The 17,780-nt window shown below is 52.6% G+C and carries 17 protein-coding genes; 9 read left to right on the top strand and 8 right to left on the bottom strand.

The genetic code is table 11. The features are described 5' to 3' along the window. Nucleotides 1-55: 55 nt before the first annotated feature. From E5987_RS08580 to E5987_RS08570, 3 genes are all read right to left on the bottom strand, one after another. Nucleotides 56-1,453, bottom strand: coding sequence for an FAD-dependent oxidoreductase (locus tag E5987_RS08580; protein WP_160335679.1), 1,398 nt, complete (start codon nucleotides 1,451-1,453; stop codon nucleotides 56-58). Nucleotides 1,454-1,750: 297 nt separating this feature from the next. Beyond that, nucleotides 1,751-2,401 carry a VTT domain-containing protein gene (locus E5987_RS08575; protein WP_160335678.1) on the bottom strand — a complete coding sequence of 217 codons (651 nt, stop codon included), beginning with the start codon at nucleotides 2,399-2,401 and terminating at the stop codon, nucleotides 1,751-1,753. A 112-nt stretch (nucleotides 2,402-2,513) separates the two neighbouring features. Continuing rightward, a complete protein-coding gene (locus E5987_RS08570; RefSeq protein WP_160335677.1) occupies nucleotides 2,514-3,161 on the bottom strand; it encodes a VTT domain-containing protein in 648 nt (215 codons plus the stop codon). Nucleotides 3,162-3,317: 156 nt separating this feature from the next. Here E5987_RS08570 and mutL point away from each other — a divergent pair, with 156 nt between their 5' ends. Continuing rightward, nucleotides 3,318-5,192: a DNA mismatch repair endonuclease MutL gene (gene mutL / locus E5987_RS08565; protein WP_160335676.1), complete on the top strand. Its 1,875-nt coding sequence runs from the start codon at nucleotides 3,318-3,320 to the stop codon at nucleotides 5,190-5,192. Further along, a complete protein-coding gene (gene miaA, locus E5987_RS08560; protein ID WP_160335675.1) occupies nucleotides 5,192-6,118 on the top strand; it encodes a tRNA (adenosine(37)-N6)-dimethylallyltransferase MiaA in 927 nt (308 codons plus the stop codon). Before mutL ends, miaA begins: the two co-directional genes overlap by 1 nt. A 55-nt stretch (nucleotides 6,119-6,173) precedes the next feature. Here the strand turns inward: miaA and E5987_RS13100 are convergent, their stop codons facing one another. The 3 genes from E5987_RS13100 to E5987_RS08550 form a co-directional block, all read right to left on the bottom strand. Next, complete coding sequence (locus tag E5987_RS13100; protein WP_237178781.1) at nucleotides 6,174-6,350, bottom strand: hypothetical protein; 177 nt, start codon at nucleotides 6,348-6,350, stop codon at nucleotides 6,174-6,176. Next, nucleotides 6,322-7,095 carry an alanine/glycine:cation symporter family protein gene (locus tag E5987_RS08555; protein WP_237178780.1) on the bottom strand — a complete coding sequence of 258 codons (774 nt, stop codon included), beginning with the start codon at nucleotides 7,093-7,095 and terminating at the stop codon, nucleotides 6,322-6,324. The genes E5987_RS13100 and E5987_RS08555 overlap by 29 nt, the downstream gene beginning before the upstream one ends. Before the next feature lie 240 nt (nucleotides 7,096-7,335). Then, a complete protein-coding gene (locus tag E5987_RS08550) occupies nucleotides 7,336-8,607 on the bottom strand; it encodes a M20/M25/M40 family metallo-hydrolase (protein ID WP_160335674.1) in 1,272 nt (423 codons plus the stop codon). Between the two features lie 228 nt (nucleotides 8,608-8,835). On the opposite strand from E5987_RS08550, the gene E5987_RS08545 reads away from it, so the two are divergent. Further along, nucleotides 8,836-10,638, top strand: a complete 1,803-nt coding sequence (locus tag E5987_RS08545) for a M24 family metallopeptidase (protein ID WP_160335673.1) — start codon at nucleotides 8,836-8,838, stop codon at nucleotides 10,636-10,638. Between the two features lie 59 nt (nucleotides 10,639-10,697). On the opposite strand, the gene purM is transcribed toward E5987_RS08545, so the two are convergent. Beyond that, nucleotides 10,698-11,732, bottom strand: a complete 1,035-nt coding sequence (gene purM, locus E5987_RS08540) for a phosphoribosylformylglycinamidine cyclo-ligase (protein ID WP_160335672.1) — start codon at nucleotides 11,730-11,732, stop codon at nucleotides 10,698-10,700. Nucleotides 11,733-11,902: 170 nt separating this feature from the next. Further along, the gene (locus E5987_RS08535) at nucleotides 11,903-12,352 is read right to left on the bottom strand and encodes a DsbC family protein (protein ID WP_160335671.1); all 450 of its coding nucleotides are present in this window, start codon (nucleotides 12,350-12,352) and stop codon (nucleotides 11,903-11,905) included. A 159-nt stretch (nucleotides 12,353-12,511) separates the two neighbouring features. Here E5987_RS08535 and E5987_RS08530 point away from each other — a divergent pair, with 159 nt between their 5' ends. From E5987_RS08530 to panC, 6 genes are read left to right on the top strand one after another with little or no spacing between them, the layout of a single operon-like run. Further along, nucleotides 12,512-13,216, top strand: a complete 705-nt coding sequence (locus E5987_RS08530) for an HdaA/DnaA family protein (protein WP_237178779.1) — start codon at nucleotides 12,512-12,514, stop codon at nucleotides 13,214-13,216. After that, complete coding sequence (locus E5987_RS08525) at nucleotides 13,217-13,912, top strand: HAD family hydrolase (protein WP_160335669.1); 696 nt, start codon at nucleotides 13,217-13,219, stop codon at nucleotides 13,910-13,912. 21 nt (nucleotides 13,913-13,933) lie between these two features. Further along, nucleotides 13,934-15,568 carry a polynucleotide adenylyltransferase PcnB gene (gene pcnB, locus E5987_RS08520; RefSeq protein ID WP_160335668.1) on the top strand — a complete coding sequence of 545 codons (1,635 nt, stop codon included), beginning with the start codon at nucleotides 13,934-13,936 and terminating at the stop codon, nucleotides 15,566-15,568. After that, on the top strand, nucleotides 15,565-16,116 hold the full coding sequence (gene folK, locus E5987_RS08515) for a 2-amino-4-hydroxy-6-hydroxymethyldihydropteridine diphosphokinase (RefSeq protein WP_160335667.1): 552 nt from the start codon (nucleotides 15,565-15,567) through the stop codon (nucleotides 16,114-16,116). The genes pcnB and folK overlap by 4 nt, the downstream gene beginning before the upstream one ends. Beyond that, nucleotides 16,085-16,897, top strand: coding sequence for a 3-methyl-2-oxobutanoate hydroxymethyltransferase (panB, locus tag E5987_RS08510; RefSeq protein ID WP_160335666.1), 813 nt, complete (start codon nucleotides 16,085-16,087; stop codon nucleotides 16,895-16,897). Before folK ends, panB begins: the two co-directional genes overlap by 32 nt. 12 nt (nucleotides 16,898-16,909) lie before the next feature. Further along, complete coding sequence (gene panC, locus E5987_RS08505) at nucleotides 16,910-17,758, top strand: pantoate--beta-alanine ligase (RefSeq protein WP_160335665.1); 849 nt, start codon at nucleotides 16,910-16,912, stop codon at nucleotides 17,756-17,758. Nucleotides 17,759-17,780: the final 22 nt, after the last annotated feature.

Below are 17,780 nucleotides of genomic sequence, written 5' to 3'. Positions count from 1 at the left end.
TGCTCTAGCATACCTACAAGACAATAATTTTAAAAAGCTCTCAACTCCCTGATAATCAAAGGACTGAGAGCTTTTTTATTTGATAAATTCTGCCAAACTCAGGTTTGATCACGGAGCCGTCCGCACGAAGAACCTGGAACTTGTCATTGGTTCTGACACCGCCGATGGTTCCCATCGTTGACGGAATGACACGAACTGCGTAGAAAGGAGCCTGCTCGAACGGAACCAGGAATTCAGGATTTTTATCGAAAACGGGGTCCTTCTTGTCTTTGCAGGCCTGGTTGTACTGATCCATCGTGGCTTTCAGCTGAGCAGCGGGAACGCCCATCGCTTTGGCGAGCTCTTCCCAGTTTTTACCGCTGACAACGATTTCCGGATCGTTGTATTTGGCAAGCAGAGCGGCCTTATTCGTGTCTTTGCTGTCCAGGATTGCCCAAGCGGCTTTCTGATTGGCGATCGGATCAACAATGTAAGGCAGGTCTTCCTTAACGAAGCGTTTTCCGTCCTGGTTCACAAAGACGTCATCTTTGTACACATTCTTGGTTCTGAAGGTATTGTTCAGTTCCCTCTTTGTAGAAACCGGACTGATACCCATGACCCAGCCGTCTTTGAAGCCTGCGGCGCCCACTTTCTGAGCCATGATAATGCCGTCACCGGTGGCGCCGGGCGTCGCATTGGACACATCCGTGTAGGGTGCGTAGGAAGGAACGAATTTTTCAAGGAGTTCTTTATTTCTGGCAAATCCGCCGGTACCGAGAATAACGGCTTTTGCACGAATTTCGATTGGCTGTTTGCCTTTCATGGCTTTGACGCCGACGACATTGCCCTTGCTGTCCGTGATTAATTCTTCAGCCTTAGTTCCGGTCATGATCGGAACACCGGCATTGTCGAGATAAGTTGTGAATGCCTTGACGACAAAGCGGCCGCCCGCAGGAGAAGAGCCTCTGCCGGAAGCAGGAATCGGAGATTCTGCCGGTGCGTGCGCATAATTCGGGCCGCCGTAGCCGAAGGGGCGCGGAACGGCAAACTTATGGCCGATATCCTTTTCCATCCAGTTGACGGTCTTGTCGAATTCATTAATGATCTTATGCATGCGGGCTTCATCCGGCATGCTTTCATCGGCGCCCGGGAAGGAGCGATCCTGGTCTTTAATCCAAATGTTGACGAAACCGTCATCTGAAACATTCTGCGTACCGGCTCGCTTCTGCGGGTTTGTGTTTCCCGCCGCTATAGCGCCGCCTGCAAGTGCGGAACTGCCGCCGACAAATGCCTGCTTTTCAATAAGAAGTACTTTAGCGCCGTGCTGATGGGCCGACGCGGCAGCAGATAAGCCCGTTCCGCCTGATCCAACCACGACAACATCGGTGTTGATTTTTTCGATATCAGCTGCGGAGACTACAAAGGGAAGGCAGGCTAGTACAACAGAAAGCGAAAGCGTTTTGAATTTCGTCATTTCAAGTTCCTTGAGAGTTTTTTTAATTATGTAGACCGTCGGATAGCTCCCACAGAGCTTCCGGAATGCATTATTATTAAATTATAAGAATGAGCTCAGAAATACTCACGCTTTTTAAGAGCCTCAACGGGTTTGTTCGATTTGATTTGAATTGCTGAAAGCGTTCGTCTGACCGAACGAACAGGCGTTTTGGTTCCGAAAGAAAAGATGTACTGTTTAGCCCGATAATTTCTTTTCAGAGGTCTGGATAAAAACAAACCCGGGACATTGCCCGGGTCTTCGCATCTGGAAATGTTTTTATTTCTGCAGGATTTTTTTGCGAACAAACTGCACAATAACTGCGAAAGTAAAAGGTACCAGCGCAGCGAGGATGCCGACAATCAAAATCAGGGAGAGATTGTTTTTGATGAACGGGATGTTGCCGAACAGATAGCCCGCGCCGACGATAGATGTGACCCAAAGAAACGCGCCGGTGCAGTTGTAGAGCTGGAATTTGCCCATTTCCATTTTGGCAGCGCCTGCGACTAAGGGGGCAAAAGAGCGAACGATCGGGATAAAACGCGCTAAAACAATAGTTTTTCCGCCGTGCTTTTCATAAAAGTCATGAGTTCTCTGAAGGGCGGACTGATCAATCCAGCTGATGGAGCCGTCATAAATCTTATTGCCAAGCCAAGAGCCGATGTAATAGTTCAGTGTGTTGCCGAGGATCGCGCCGAGGGTAATGAGAAGAATCAGCGTCGATACTTCAAGCGCGCCCGCCGCAGCTGCGGCGCCGGAGATGAATAACAGAGAGTCTCCCGGAAGAAAAGCCGCAATGACCAGCCCTGTCTCGCTGAAGAAAATCGAGAAAAGGACAAAGTAGACCCACCAGCCGTAGTTCTCGGCAATGTAAAAAATAAAGTGGTCGGCGTTGCGGAACAGCTCTAAAGCAAGAGAGAAAAAATCCATGTTATTCAAAAAGGCAGACTGACTCATGAAACAAGTGATTCTACAGTATCCCAAGGGGTTTCATTGCCGCATACGGGAAGAACCTAGGGAGGTTTCGGCCTTTCGCTGAAGTCTAGCGGTCCGGATGCTGTCTCCACTTTTTGACAATAAAGCCGATCACAAAGGGCGCGAGTCCCAGCACAATACCGCCGACAAGGATGAGCGACAGATTGTTTTTGATGAACGGGATGTTTCCGAAGAGGTAACCGGCCGTCACGATAATCCCGGCCCAGAGAACGGCGCCGAGTGTTCCACTCGCTTCAAAGCGCAGTCGATTCATCTTGGCCGCACCGGCGACGAGCGGCGCAAAGGACCGAACTATCGGCACAAATCGAGCAAGCAGGATGGTCAGATTACCGTGCTTGGCAAAGAACGCTTTTGTCTTCGCCATGGAGTCCTGATCGATCCACTTAATCGACCCGTCGTAAATTTTATTGCCGAGCCAGTAACCAAGTCCGTAAGCGACAGTGTTGCCCACGCAGGCGCCAAGCGCGATCGCGAAAAACGCCGCGACAGGGTTCAGGATTCCTGCGGCAGCCGCAGCGCCCGTTACAAAGATCAGAGAGTCTCCCGGCAGAAGCGCGCAGATTGCGACACCGGTTTCAAGAAAGTAGACGGTGAATAGGAATAAATAAACATAGGCGCCGTACTGAGCAGCCATATGCGCGATAAATTGGTCGCTGTTTCGGAAAAGTTCCAGAAATACCGATAAAAAATCCATCTCTTCATGCTCAAACAATCATCCGAAAATAATTTTAGAAAGATGAAGGAGAATCGGCGCCGGAAAGGCCCAAAACAAGGAAATTAAAGACGAAAATGAATAAAGCGAAACAGATTAATTGGTTGCGTCAAAGCGCCGAAAATCTAAAATAATCATATGAACAATACAGCCAAAAATATATACACCGGGCGCGGAATTCGTGAACTTTCCGATCAGCTCGTGAGCCAGATCGCTGCTGGAGAGGTAGTGGACCGTCCTGCGTCCGTTGTGAAGGAACTTGTGGAAAACGCGATCGACGCGGGTTCGACTTCAATCGAAGTGCGGCTGGACGGAGGCGGTATCAAACGCGTCTCCGTTGCGGACGACGGATGCGGTATCCCGCGCGAAGAACTGACGCTTGCGGTAAAGCGTCATGCGACGAGTAAAGTACGCGATTTGGATGAGTTGGAATCTGTCGCTTCGTTAGGGTTTAGAGGCGAGGCGCTTGCGTCTATCGCCAGTGTCGCGGATCTTAAACTCACTTCAAGGGTCGAGGGCTCGGACGCCTTTTCGATAATGGACGGAGAAATTTCTCCCGCATCCGGAACACATGGAACCCGCATTGAAGTTAGTGATCTTTTCTATAAGACGCCGGCACGCAGAAAGTTCCTTAAAAGTGAATCCACGGAACTTGCACACTGTCTTACATGCATCGAGCGGATCGCGCTCGCTTATCCGAATATCGCTTTCAGTGTGATTGTGAACGGCAAGTCTGTGATCAATCTGCCTGCTTCCGGAACCGAGGAACGCCTTTCAAGGCTTATGCCCAAAGACTTTAGAGACGCGCATCGGGCGGTGGACGCCTCTGTGCCGATCGGTAATCTCTACGGCTGGGTCGGTCTTCCAACCGCCGCAAGGGCAAGAGCGGACAACCAGTATTTCTACATTAACGGTCGTTTTGTACGCGATAAAGTGCTCTCCCATGCGGTACGTCAGGCTTATAACGATGTGCTGCACGGACAAAGCCAGCCGAGCTACTGCCTGTTTTTGGATATGGATCCCAAACGAGTGGACGTCAATGTCCATCCGACAAAGAGTGAAGTTCGTTTGAGAGACTCACAGGCGATTCATCAGTTTGTATTCCATGCGGTGGAAGAAGCGCTTGCGCGAACCACTATTGTGGATCCTTCCAGCGGTGAGATTGTCGAACAAAAAGATCCGTCGGCAGTCAATCGTCTTGAGCATACTGCTCGCACGGACTTTCCTCCGCAGCCTGCCGCGCACAAGGGGACCGCGCGTTCTTTGGAAGCTTTCTTAGACTTTGCTTCTCCGGGGTCGCGTCCCCATTCTTCGAGCGCAAAACCATTTCCGACAACGATTGCGGCAATGCGCGTCGATAGGACGGAAACACAGGGACTTTCCGCGGTTTATCACTCCGATCAGAGCCTTCCTCAGGGTCCGCAGCCGTTGGGCAGGGCCGTCGGACAGGTATGCGGTACCTTTATTATTGCCGAGAACGCCCAGGGCATGGTGCTCGTCGATATGCACGCCGCCCACGAGCGCATCCTTTATGAGCGCCTGAAAAAGAGTTTTGACGAACGAAATATGCCGATTCAGGCGCAGCTGATTCCGCTCGTGTTTACGGTCACGGCCGAGCAGATGGCGGTGTTTGAGGAGAGCCGCGAGGAGCTTGAGCGCTTGGGTCTTGAACTCAGCGCGGTGGGTCCGACTCAGCTGAGTCTGCGCGGCGCGCCGCAGTTCCTGGACACACAGATGGCGCAGTCCGGTCCGACCATTGTTCGAGACGTCCTCGACGACATTCGGCAATTCGGCAAAAGCGCGGTCATGACTGAAAAACGTAATGAAGTCCTTGCGCGTATGGCCTGTCATGCGGCAGTACGCGTCAACCGTATCCTGACCATTGAAGAAATGGATGCGATCCTGCGTCAGATGGAGCAGACCGACCGAGCGGACGAATGCAATCACGGCCGGCCGACATGGATTCAGCTTTCGGCTAAAGAGCTCGACAGTTTCTTTATGCGGGGCAAATAATGAACGAGAAACCCGACGCGATTTTGCTGGTTGGTCCGACCGCAAGCGGAAAGACCGCGTTTGCACTCGACTTGGCAAAAAAACTTCCGATCGAAATTATTTCGGTGGATTCCGCGCTCGTCTACAAGGGAATGGATATCGGTACGGCCAAACCAACCGCAGAAGAGCTCGCGTCAGTCCCGCATCATTTAATTGACATCATCACGCCGTTGGAAAGTTATTCAGCCGCTCAGTTTGCAGAGGACTGCACTCGATTGGTTCGAGAGATCCGCGGCAGAGGCAGACTGCCTATGATCGTAGGCGGTACGATGCTGTACGCCAAGGCGATTCGCGACGGCTTATCCGAAGTCCCGACCACCACGCTCGAAGTCCGTGACCGTGTCGCAAAAGAGCTTGAAGAAAAAGGGCTCGCATCGCTCTATGAGCGCCTGAAAACGGTTGATCCGAAGACGGCCGAGCGCCTGAAACCCGGGGATACTCAGAGAATATCGCGAGCGATTGAAGTGTATGAGATGTCGAGGAGACCGATTTCTTCTTTCTATGCCGATCAAAAGCCGCCCGTCTTGAAGCTCCGTTCCTTTGCGCTGCTTCCTCCGGATCGAGCCGAGCTGCATCGCAGGATCGCACTGCGTTTTGATCAAATGCTTGAGGTGGGATTTATCGATGAAGTGAAGCGTCTGAGAGAGATTCCCGGCCTTACGACAAACTATGCAAGCATGAGGTGCGTCGGTTATCGTCAGGCGTGGGAATACCTCGACGGTAAGAAAACGTTTGATGAGTTCCGGGAAAGCGGCATTGCGGCGACTCGGCAGCTTGCGAAGCGGCAGATGACATGGATGCGTTCGATGAAGGATACCGAGCTTTTAGATCCGACGGATCCGAAGAGTTTTGAAGTATGGGAGTGCGCCGCACACGCCGCTTTATAAGAAAGTTCTGAAAATGAAAGAGGCTGCCGAGGCAGCCTCTTTGAGCACTACAGACTTAGACGTTCAGAATATTTCCGCCTTCCAAATCCGTTCTTGAGCCGCTGCTCAGTTTCGCGCGTTCTTTGTCGCGAATTTCTTCGGCTCTGCCGCCTGTCCAATAATCGGCGCCGCGGATTCTAAGCTTTTCCGGGTGGAAAACAGGGTCAAGACCGATGGCAAGCTGTTCCGACAATCGCGCCGAAAGCCGCGTCAGCGCCGAAGGCGCAGCGGACGATCAGAGAGACGACGTCATCGAGCATGTCGATGTGCATGAACACAATCACAAGCGAGAAGATCACGTAGGCCTGAGCCATGAAGGGCACGACCAGAGTTGTGAACGCCGCGATGCGTTTTAAGCCGCCGAACACAATGAAGGAGAGAAGAGCCGCGATGGCGCCGGCGGAGATCGCAGGAGTGATGCCGAAGGCGTTTTCCATGCTGGTCGCGATGGCGTTAGCCTGTACGCCCGGCGGGAAAAGACCGCAGGAGAAAATCGTCACAATCGCAAAGAGCCAGGCGAACCATTTAATGCCGAGGCCTTTTTCGATGTAGAAGGCGGGACCGCCGCGGTATTCACCGTTAATCTTTTCTTTGTAGATCTGACCGAGCGTGGATTCTACGAATGCGGAGCTTGCACCGAGGAACGCAACCATCCACATCCAGAAAACGGCGCCGGGGCCGCCGAACGTGATCGCGGTGGCAACGCCCGCGATGTTGCCGGTACCGACTCTGCCGGCAAGTGTCATAGAGAGGGCCTGAAAGGAAGAGACGCCTGTGACGTTGTCCTTAGGCTGGAAAAGGAGCTGCCACATGTGCCTTAAGTGGCGCAGCTGCAGAAAGCCTCCGCGCAGGGAAAGAAAAAGGCCTGCGCCAAGGCACAGGTAAACGAGCGCCGGCGACCACACGACGTCGTTTACTGCCGATACGATGGATTCCATTGAAAACTCCGATGATGTAATTGGTGTTGTTTAAAAATAAATTAACGCAAAAAATCTTGACTTTTTTCGCTTAAAGATATTTTTTTTATCGGTGTTATCGTAAATACGGTGATTTTTACCGTTTTCGAGGCATTTCTGCTTAAAGTTCACTTTAAGTGCGATAAAAGAAACCGTAAAAAAAGCGCCTCCGAGGAGGCGCTGCATTTTGAGGCCGACAAAACGCCGGCCAAGAGGAAATTTTTATTCGTGTTTGGCTTTTTCAAGGATCGGTTCGGTCACGCCCTGTACGCCGACAAGAGTCATGGCGGTAAGGAAGGCGACCTGCGGTCCCTGGAAGGCGTCGGTGCTGTCCCAGCTTTCGCTTAACGCATGGTTGTTGGCTTCTGTGCCGCCTGCGCCGAGCGTTGTCGCGGGAAGTCCGTAGTAGAGCGGAACGTTCTGGTCGGTCGCGGCAAGAGTGTACTTGTCGAGCGAAATGTCCAGAGAAAGCAGTGCGCCGTAAGCGGCCTGAATGACGGACGCGTCGTCAGCGTTCATACCGGCAGGACGGTCGCCGATCTGCTCGATGATGAGACGGACTGCGTTTTCACCTTCAAGATTCCAGCGTTTGTTTTCATCTTCGCAGGCCTGTTTGATGGTGGCGAGGATTTTCTCGACGAACGCTTCGAGAGAGGGCTGGTTGAAGCTGCGGATGTCGAGTTCGGCTTCGGCTCGGGCCGCGATCGCGTTGACGCTGGTGCCGCCCTTGATGACGCCGAAATTGAACGTGCACTTCGGATCCTGCGGAGCTTCGAGGTTGTCAACCATCGTGATTGCGCGGGCGAGACCGTGAATGGCAGAACCCACGATGCCGAATTTATGCAGGCTGTGTCCGCCCATGCTTTCAAAGATGATGCGGAAGCGCTTGCAGCCGACCGCGCCGCGAAGAATGCGGTGGACATTGGCCGAATCGATTGCGATCATGCCGTCATAATCGTTCTTTTCCTTAAAGAGCGCTTTGCAGCCGCGAAGATCGCCGTTGCCTTCTTCGCCGAGCGTTCCGACAAAAACGATGTCGCCGACCGGCTTGATGTTGTTCTGAGTCACGCAGCGCATGACCTGAAGCATGCCGGCAAGACCGCCCGCATCATCAGAGATGCCGGGCGCGTAGTAGACGTTTCCTTCTTTACGGACGGTGCAGTCGGTGCCTTCTTTAAACACGGTGTCGATGTGCGCGCCGATGACAAGCACAGGGCCGTTTCCGGAACCTTTGACGCGGCCGATAACATTGCCGATCGTATCCTTATGCGCGTTTTCTACGCCGTACTGCTTGAACATTTCTACCAGGGCGTCAGCGCGGACTTCTTCGTGGAAGGGAGGCGCGGGGATTTCTGTCAGCTTGACCTGATCGTCGATACGCTGCTGATGCTGCTCTTCACACTGCTGAATCGCTTTGGCGATAACAGGATCGGCACGCAAGGCGGCGATGACGGCCTTTGTTTTATCGGTGCATACGGGCTTCGGGTCGGTCATTAAATTCTCCTTTGCTGGTTATTTGTGCTAACAAGTAAGTAGCAACTATCCATTCTTTCAGACTTCTGCCGCTTTCGATATAGAGATAACCCAGGTTTGACAAAACCGCTGCCACGTGTCAGCCGCCAGCTAAAGATTTTCGGATTTCGGGGTTTGTCCGCTCTGGAAGTTGACACTGAGATGATTCGTTTTTTAGCGGTATTCTTAGATTTATTTTGCGGACAGATTATGAATTCAGCAGAACATCTCAGTGCGTTAAGAAAATGGATGGTTTCGAAGAAAGTCGACGCCGTTTATCTGACCTGTACCGATCCGCACCAAAGCGAATCCGTGGCAGATCATTGGAAGACCGTTCAGTGGTTTACCGGTTTCACCGGAAGTGTCGCCTGGGCGATTGTGACCGCTGATAAAGCGGCATTCTGGACAGACGGCCGCTACACGGAACAGGCAAAACGTCAGGTGGATGCGGAACTATTTGCGCTTTACAGCATTTCTGATCCGAAGGATCCGGATCGTTTCGATTGGCTGAGAAACCATATTCCGAAGGACGGCTGTCTCGCGCTTGACGCAGGCGTTCTGTCGACAGCGAATTTCCGCAAAATCCAATCCGCGCTGAAGGGCAGAGATATCCGTTTTGAACTGAATCTTGAATCCTTCCTCAATATTTGGACCGATCGTCCGAGGATTCCTCAGGACTCGCTTTATCAGCTTGAAGAGGAATTCACTGTCAGAACCCGAAGAGAAAAGCTGACGGCGCTCAGAAAAGAACTCAGAGAGGCGGCAGGAGAAGGCGCGGTGACGCTTGTCTGCGGACTCGACGATGTGGTTTGGCTCACCAACCTTCGCGGACACGATAATCCGCTCTATCCGTTCTTTCATGCCTATATGGTGGTCGGGCCGGACATTGCGCTTCTCATGACGGATCAGAGAAAAGTCACCGCCGAGCAGGCCGAAGGGCTGGATGCGGACGGAATATTCCTCGTTCCGTACCGCGAGACGGAGAAGTTTCTCTCGCATATCGCCGCCGGTACTAAAGTTGTTTTAGATCCGCATAAGACACCGGTCGCGCTCTTTGAGGCGCTGCCGGACACGGTGGAGATTGTCGAAAGGCCGGATTTAACCGCTGCGCTGAAAGCTAAAAAATGCGCGCGTGAACTCGAGAACATCCATAAGGCGAATGATTTGGAAGCGGCAGCGGTTATTCGGCTCATGCGCTGGCTTGAAAAGACTGTCGGTAAAGAAACGATTACCGAATACGACGTCGGTCAAAAGCTGAATGAATTTCGCGCGCGCTCAGAACTGTACCTGCAGCCCGCGAATCTTCCGATCGTCGGTTTCGCGGATAACGCCGCGGTGATTCATTACCGTCCGCGTAAAGAGGATAGTAAAAAAGTGATCGCCGAAGGTTTTCTTCTTTTTGATGTCTGCGCTCAGTACAAGTGCGGCACGACCGATTTAACAAGAACGGTCGCACTGGGTCTGCTGACTGAAGAAATGAAAGAGGATTACACAGACGTGCTGAAAGCCAACATCCGATTGGCCTCTCAAAAGTTCCCGCTCGGAACCACCGGTGACCTTTTGGACGCGATCGCAAAAGCCGATCTGTGGAACAAGGGAAAGAATTTCCGCCACGGCACCGGTCACGGCATTGGCTATGTATCCAATATCCATGAAGGTCCCGGAAAAATCTGCGTTGAATATGCGCCTGCGTTCCCTTACGCGCGAAATACGCCGCTTGAGGAAGGCATGCTGTTTTCTGACGAGCCCGGTATTTACAGAGTCGGCCGTTACGGCATCCGCATAGAGAACTCGATCGCGGTGCGCGAAGAAGGAGAGACGGAGTTTGGTACTTTCCTCGGATTTGAAGTGATGACCTTCCTGCCGTTTGAGCACAAGGCGATTCTTGCGGAAAAACTGAGTGCATTCGAAGTGAACTGGATTCGGGATTATTACGCCGAGTGCAGAAAACGACTGCGTCCTTACCTGGACGATGAAGAATTCTCGTGGCTTGAGAAAAAGACAGAGTTTTAATCGCTAAACAAAAAACCGGAGTCGATGGGCTCCGGTTTTAAGTGGTCAATGCGTCTGAATTACTTGACGACGCAGGGCGCTTCGCCTTCGGGGAGCGCTTCGATACAGCCGATGGTGTAAACGGTTTCACCCGCTTTTTCCAGCGCGGCTTTAGCTTTTTCGGCGTCTCCAGCAGCGACGATCACAGCCATGCCGATACCGTTATTGAAGACTCGGTACATTTCGTGATCTTCGATATGGCCTTCCTGTTGCAGCCAGTTGAAGACTTCGGGTCTCTTCCAGGAGCCTGCTTTGATCACGCACTGTGTGCCTTCGGGCAGCACGCGCGGGATATTTTCCAGAAGGCCGCCGCCGGTGATGTGCGCCATACCCTTGATCGTGACAGTCTTCATCGCTTCAAGAATCTGTTTGACGTAGATACGGGTCGGTTCCATAACGGCGTCGGCAAGAGTTTTTCCGTCCGAAAGCTGTGTTTCCCAGGATTTTCCGGAGACTTCCACAACCTTGCGGATCAGAGAGAAGCCGTTGGAGTGCGGGCCACTGGAGGCAAGACCGAGCACAACGTCGCCCGGTTTAATCGTCGTTCCGTCGATGATCTGATCCTTTTCGACGATACCGACCGCAAATCCGGCGAGATCGTATTCGCCCTGCGGATACATGCCGGGCATTTCAGCGGTTTCGCCGCCGATAAGGGCGCAGCCTGCGAGTTCGCAGCCGCGTGCGACGCCGCCGACCACTTTTTCCGCGACGTCCACATCTAAGTGGCCGCATGCGTAGTAATCAAGGAAGAAGAGGGAGCGGGCGCCCTGAACCAGAATGTCGTTCACGCTCATGCCGACTAAATCCTGGCCGACAGTGTCATGACGGTTCAGCAGGAAGGCAAGCTTGAGCTTGGTTCCGACGCCGTCTGTACCGGTCACGAGAACCGGGTTCTTATATTCTTTAGAGATTTCAAAGAGCGCACCAAATCCGCCGATTGAACCGAGCACACCCGGAATCAATGTCTTTTTAGCAAGCGGTTTGATACGTTCGACTAATTCATCGCCGGCGTCAATAGAGACTCCGGAGTCTGCATAGGAAAGAGGTTTAGTCATTGCTGGCAGTACTGAGAAGTGAGGATGTAATGCGGCAATTTTAGCGGATAAAGCCCCTTAGGAACTCGAATTTCGGAGGAGCCTTAATACAGACTGAAAAAATCCTCCGCAGCGCTTGCGGATTCAAGTGCCGCTAGCGTTGGGGAGGATGGCTTTGGGACAGAACCGATTTAGGCGGTTTCTGTAGAAAGCTTGGCCGCGAGCGCGGTTGGGCTCATTGCGGTAAACGGGCCTCTGCCGTCGGAGAGGAAAATCGCGGGCGTGCCGTGCAGTCCGAGTCTTTCAGCCAAGCGGCGATTTTTATCAAGGATCTGGTCGGATGCTTCCGAGGAGAGTCCGTTGGGCATCTGATCAAACTTCATCCAGTCCACCAGAGCTTTGGCTCGGTTGGAGCTCGATAAGATGGCGCTTGCCATCTCTTCGGACTCTTCACCGAGAATCGGCCAAAGATAGACATAAATCGTGATGTTGTTCATGTTCGCAAGCGTTTCCTTGCTGAGTTTTTTGCAGTACACGCAGAAAGGATCCATGAAGACGGCAAGTTTCTTGTCGCCTGCCCCTTTCACAACTTTAACCGCGGTCTCTTCAGGCCAATCCATCTCATTAAACTGATGATTCATTTTCACCGCCTTTTTGCTAGCACATGCCGACCACGATAAAACGATCTCAGTCGGAAGGAAGACGTCTGGCTCTCGTATTGAGCAAATAACAAATTGTGCGAACCTTAGTGAAACGCCTTGCGAATGGTTAAAATTCAGGAAGACGAATTTTGCAGACGTATGAATTTAGAAAGAAAAACACAGCTTCCTCTGGCTTTTTTTGAGGATAACAAGCCGACACTTGATAACTTTATCGTTCCCGCCGACGGCGGAGAGGAGTTTTTCGGCGTTTCTTCAAACCGGGGGATCATCGAAGCGATGCGCGAAGTGGCCTCAGGGACAGGCCCGCAGTTTCTTTTTATCTGGGGCGATCAGGGCGCCGGGAAGACACATCTACTGAAGGCGCTGGCGACTCAATCGGAGTGCGTGCCGAAATTCACGGAAGGCGTCTCCCTTTACACCGTTGACGATGTTCAGAACCTGAATGACAGTGAGCGGCATCAGCTTTTTGAGCTGTATAACGAAATCCGCGCGCATAGCGGTACACACCTTGTCGCGGCTTCCGACCGCAGTCCTAAGGATTTTGAAGCGGAGGGCTGGCGCCAAGATCTGACAAGTCGTTTTTCCTGGGGTCCGGTATTTGAGCTGTTCCCGCTTTCTCAAGAAGACAAGCGGCGCATTATCTTGGAGCGGGCGGCTAATCGCGGCCTTACCGTGAGTGACGAAGTGATCTCATGGATGGAGAACAATCTTCCGCGCGACATGCACAGCATGACCACGCTTCTTAATAATTTAGATCGTTACGCGATGGCCGCCAAGCGGCCGATTACGATTCCGCTGATCAAAGAATGTCTTTCTCAGCAGGATGACACCAAGGAAAAATAAGTGAAATACGCTTTCTTTGATTTAGACGGGACGCTTATTCCCGTCGACAGTTCTATTCGATGGGCAGAAACTCTGCTGGATCACGCCGCAGAGGATAGCCGCGAGGCACTGAGAAAAGAAAGGCTTCAGTTTGACGTGGACTACCACAACGGCTGTCTTGATATTCACAAGTTTGACGATTTTGAGATGCAGCTGCTGGCGAGTTTTCCGCGCAGCGAGCTGGATCGGCTCAGAGTCGAATACATGCGTGATTTGATTGAACCGCATATTCTTCCTAAAGCGGTTGAACTCGTGGAGGCCTATCGCAGAAGCGGTGCTAAAGTTGTCATGGTGACCGCTTCGTACCGATATCCGGTAGAGCCGATCGCGGAGCTTTTTAATATGGATCATTTGCTGTGTGCGGAGCCTGAGGTAGGGCCAGACGGCGAGTTCACAGGCCGGTGCGCGAAAGAAAATTTTGCGGCAAGCAAGATCACCGGCGTGAGGGACTATCTGCTCGAGCGAGGTGAACCGACGGACATCATTAAGCAATGCGTGTTCTATTCGGATTCGAAGAATGATCTTCCGCTGCTCGAGTTCATTGCGGACAACGGAGGAAAAGCGGTGGCGACTAACCCTGACGACTTGCTTCGGCAGACGGCCGAAGCAAGAGGCTGGGAGATTTTGGATTTGTTTTCCAAAGATGAAATGCAGTAGGCGCCCCGCGGAGGAAAAAAATTGATCGACCAAATAGTTGAGACAGTACAGAATCTTTTCGGGACCCGAAAAATCAGGCGCAAGCCGCGGGTCATTCCGCATAAAGAAAATAAGATCGACCTCAGGCAGGTCAGCCCGTTTGCGGTTTCTGTCTGCAAAAGGCTGCAGGAGGCGGGCTACAAAGCCTACATTGTCGGCGGCGCGGTCCGCGATCTTCTGATCGGGCATACGCCTAAAGACTTTGATGTTGCCACCGATGCGACGCCCGAGCAGGTGCGCAAGGTAACCCGACGCGCCATCATCATCGGACGCAGATTTCGTCTGGTTCATGTCATCAAAGGAGCGGAAACGATTGAGGTTTCCACTTTTCGCGGATTGACCGCCGAAGGCGTCCAAAAAGATAAGAACGGACGAGTGATCAGCGACAATGTTTTCGGAGAGCAGTACGAAGACGCGGCACGACGCGACTTTACCGTAAACGCGCTGTACTTCGATCCGACAAGCGGCGACGTGCTGGACTACCACAACGGTATGCTCGATATCCGCAAAAAGCGGATTCGCATGATCGGAGATCCGCAGATTCGCTATCAGGAGGATCCGGTTCGTATTCTTCGCGCCGTTCGAATCGCCTCCAAACTCGGCTTCACCATTGATCCGAAAACCGCGGATCCGATGACACAAATGCAGCAGTATCTTGACAACGTTCCGGCGGCCCGACTGAACGATGAGATGCTCAAGATGCTGATGAGCGGGGCTGCGCTGCAGTGTGTGGATTTAATGGCGAAGTACAAGATTGAAGTGCATCTTCCGATCTTTAAGCTTCTGATGAGAGAGCGGGAGAATGTATTTGTGCGCAAGGCGCTTGACCGATGCGACGCACGTGTGCGTCAGGGCAGATCCATTTCTCAGAGTTTCCTTTACGCCGTACTCCTATGGCGTGATGTGGAATCTTATGTTGAGAAGAACTCGAACGCTAAGAGCATGACGCAGTGCTGGGAAAAGGCTGCCGCCGAAGTCAGCCACAGCCCTGTGATGGTCGGTGTCCAGGGACGCTTTATCAATGATATGCAGGAAATCTGGAAGCTTCAGCCTAAGTTCGAGCGCAGAGGCGGCCGCCTTCCGTTCCGTCTTTTGAATCACCCGCGATTCCGCGCAGCGTACGACTTTCTGCTGATCCGAGCTTCAAGCGGCGAGGTGCCGCATGAGCTGGCGGATTGGTGGACCGCGTTTGAGAGCGCTTCCGAGGATGACCGCCACATCATGATTCAGGAAATGGAGCGCGCAGCACGTGTCCGGAAGACTTCTGCAAAAGAGGAAGGAGCAGAGGACAAACCGAAGAAGACGAGAAGGAGGAGAAAGAAGAAAACGGGTTCTCAGCCCGCGAATGCCGCTCTGCAGAGCGAAAGCGTCGAGCCCCAAGAGCTGGCCGCAGCGGCTGAACCGCCGCAGCTTCCCGCTGTGGAGACTATTCAGGAACCGGCTGCAAAACGAAATTCTCCGGCCGCAAAACCGAAGAGCGAGGCAAAGCCTCAGGCGAAAGTTTCAGAAGCCGAAAAGTCCGAAGCTTTTTCTGACGAGCCGAGTGCGCCGAGAACGGTCAGACGCCGCAGAGCGCCGCAGAGATCAGCACTTTTAGGCGGAAGATCCCGAGAATGACGATCGCCGTGATTGGAATGGGCGGAAATATCGGGGAGCCTGAAAAAGCGCTCCCCGAAGCCGTTTTAAGAATTTGTGCGCTCGATTCAGTCAGCTTCCGCACGGTCTCTTCTCTTTACCGCACTGAGCCGATCGACTCGAGCGGCCCGGATTATCTAAATGCCGTTCTTGTAATCGAAACAGAGATGGGCGCAAGGGCGCTTTTAACAGAACTCCTCCGTATCGAAAACGAACTCGGCCGCGTCAGACCCGCGGGTGTTCACAACGCGCCGCGTACCGTTGATCTCGACCTTCTTCTCTATGGTGAAGAAGTCAGTGATGATCCCTTTGTCATACTCCCGCACCCGAGAATGACAGAACGCGCGTTTGTCCTTGTGCCTCTAAATGAAGCGGCGCCGCAGTGTAAGATAACTGCCAAAACAAAAGCCGCGGATTATTTAGCGGATGTGAAAGATCAGAGAATCCAAAAATACAAGAGCCCTAAGCAGTGGCTCAATCTCAACGGAGAATGTACTCATGGAAGAAAACAAAACCCGAAAGCCGGTTAAGCTCGGCACGCTCAGAAAGATGCATCAGGAGGGCGAACCGATCGTCATGCTGACATGCTACGACGCGACTTTCGCTGCGCTCGAAGATGAAGCGGGCGTGGATATCATGCTGATCGGAGACTCTCTCGGCATGACAGTTCAGGGTCACGGCACCACGATTCCGGTTTCAATTGACGACATGGCGTATCACACCGCCTGCGTCGCCTGCGGAAACAAAAACGCCTTCGTGCTTGCCGACATGAATTTCGGCTCTTACCTTGTGAACGAAGACGAAGCGGTTCGCAACGCGGTCAAGCTGATGAAAGCGGGCGCCAATATGGTGAAATTTGAGGGAGGCCTTGAAGTTTGTCCGCTCGTTGGCCGCCTAAAGCAGATTGGTATTCCAGTTTGCGCGCACATCGGTTTTACGCCTCAGTCGGTCAACGCGATCGGCGGATATTATGTGCAGGGCAAAACCGCAAGCGGCGAAGAAAAGCTCTATCAGGAAGCGATGGCGCTTCAGGAAGCGGGCGCGGACATGGTGCTTTTTGAAATGGTTCCCGCCGAGATCGCCTCGAAGATCACCAAAGAGCTCCGTATCCCGACGATCGGAATCGGCGCCGGTGTCGGAACGTCGGGTCAGGTGCTCGTGCTCCAGGATATTCTCGGCATCTTCCCCGGCCGCAAGCCGAAGTTCTCTAAGAATTTTATGGAAGGCGCTTCTTCCATTCAGCAGGCTGTAGCCAACTATGTTCAGGCGGTGAAAAGCAGACAGTTCCCGACTGATCAGCACTCTTTTTAGGAAACGGACGTCATGAAAGTTGTTCATACCATTAAAGATCTTCAGGCTGAGCTTGCGGATAAGAAAAACATTGTTTTAGTACCGACGATGGGAAATCTCCATGACGGCCATCTGCAGCTGATGAAAACCGCCGGAGCGCACGGCGACACGGTTGTCGCATCCGTCTTTGTCAATCGTCTGCAGTTCGGACCGAACGAGGATTTTGATCAGTATCCCCGTACGCTCGAAGAGGACTGTGCCAAACTCGAAGCGCAGGGCGTTGTGGATATTGTTTTTGCGCCGAGCGAAAAAGACATGTATCCCGAGCCTCAGGTTTTTACCGTTCAGCCGGATCCGAAGCTCGCTGACATTCTTGAAGGGTTTTATCGTCCGGGATTCTTTACCGGGGTCGCCACCGTCGTGATGAAGCTTTTTTCGATCGTTCGTCCGAACAAAGCCGCTTTTGGCAAGAAAGACTATCAGCAGCTTCGTATTATTCAGAAGATGGTAGAGCAGTTTGGAATGCCCATTGAAATTATCCCGGTGGAGCTGCAGAGAAATCAGCAGACCGGTCTTGCGCTGTCCTCACGAAACCGTTATCTGAATGACAAGGAGCTTGAAGAGGCGACACTGCTCTATCGTACGGTTAAAGGCGTGAAAGAAGCGCTTGAAGCAGGAAGCTCGGACGCCGACGCGCTTGAAGAAAAGGCGATGGAGACGCTGAGACAGAACGGCTGGCAGCCGGATTATGTCGCGGTTGTCCGCAGAAAGGACTTACTTGCGCCGACTAAGGACGATCTGCTTACCAGAGAGCCGCTGGTGGTGCTTGCGGCCGCTAAGATCGGCACGACGCGTCTCATTGACAATATTGAAGTGTTCTAATCGAACGGTTTCATAAAATTAT

The sequence above is a fragment of the Parasutterella muris genome (assembly GCF_009767915.1).
GTDB lineage: Bacteria > Pseudomonadota > Gammaproteobacteria > Burkholderiales > Burkholderiaceae_F > Parasutterella > Parasutterella muris.
Note: the sequence above shows the minus strand (reverse complement) of the source record. Positions and strands in the feature narration are given on the sequence as shown.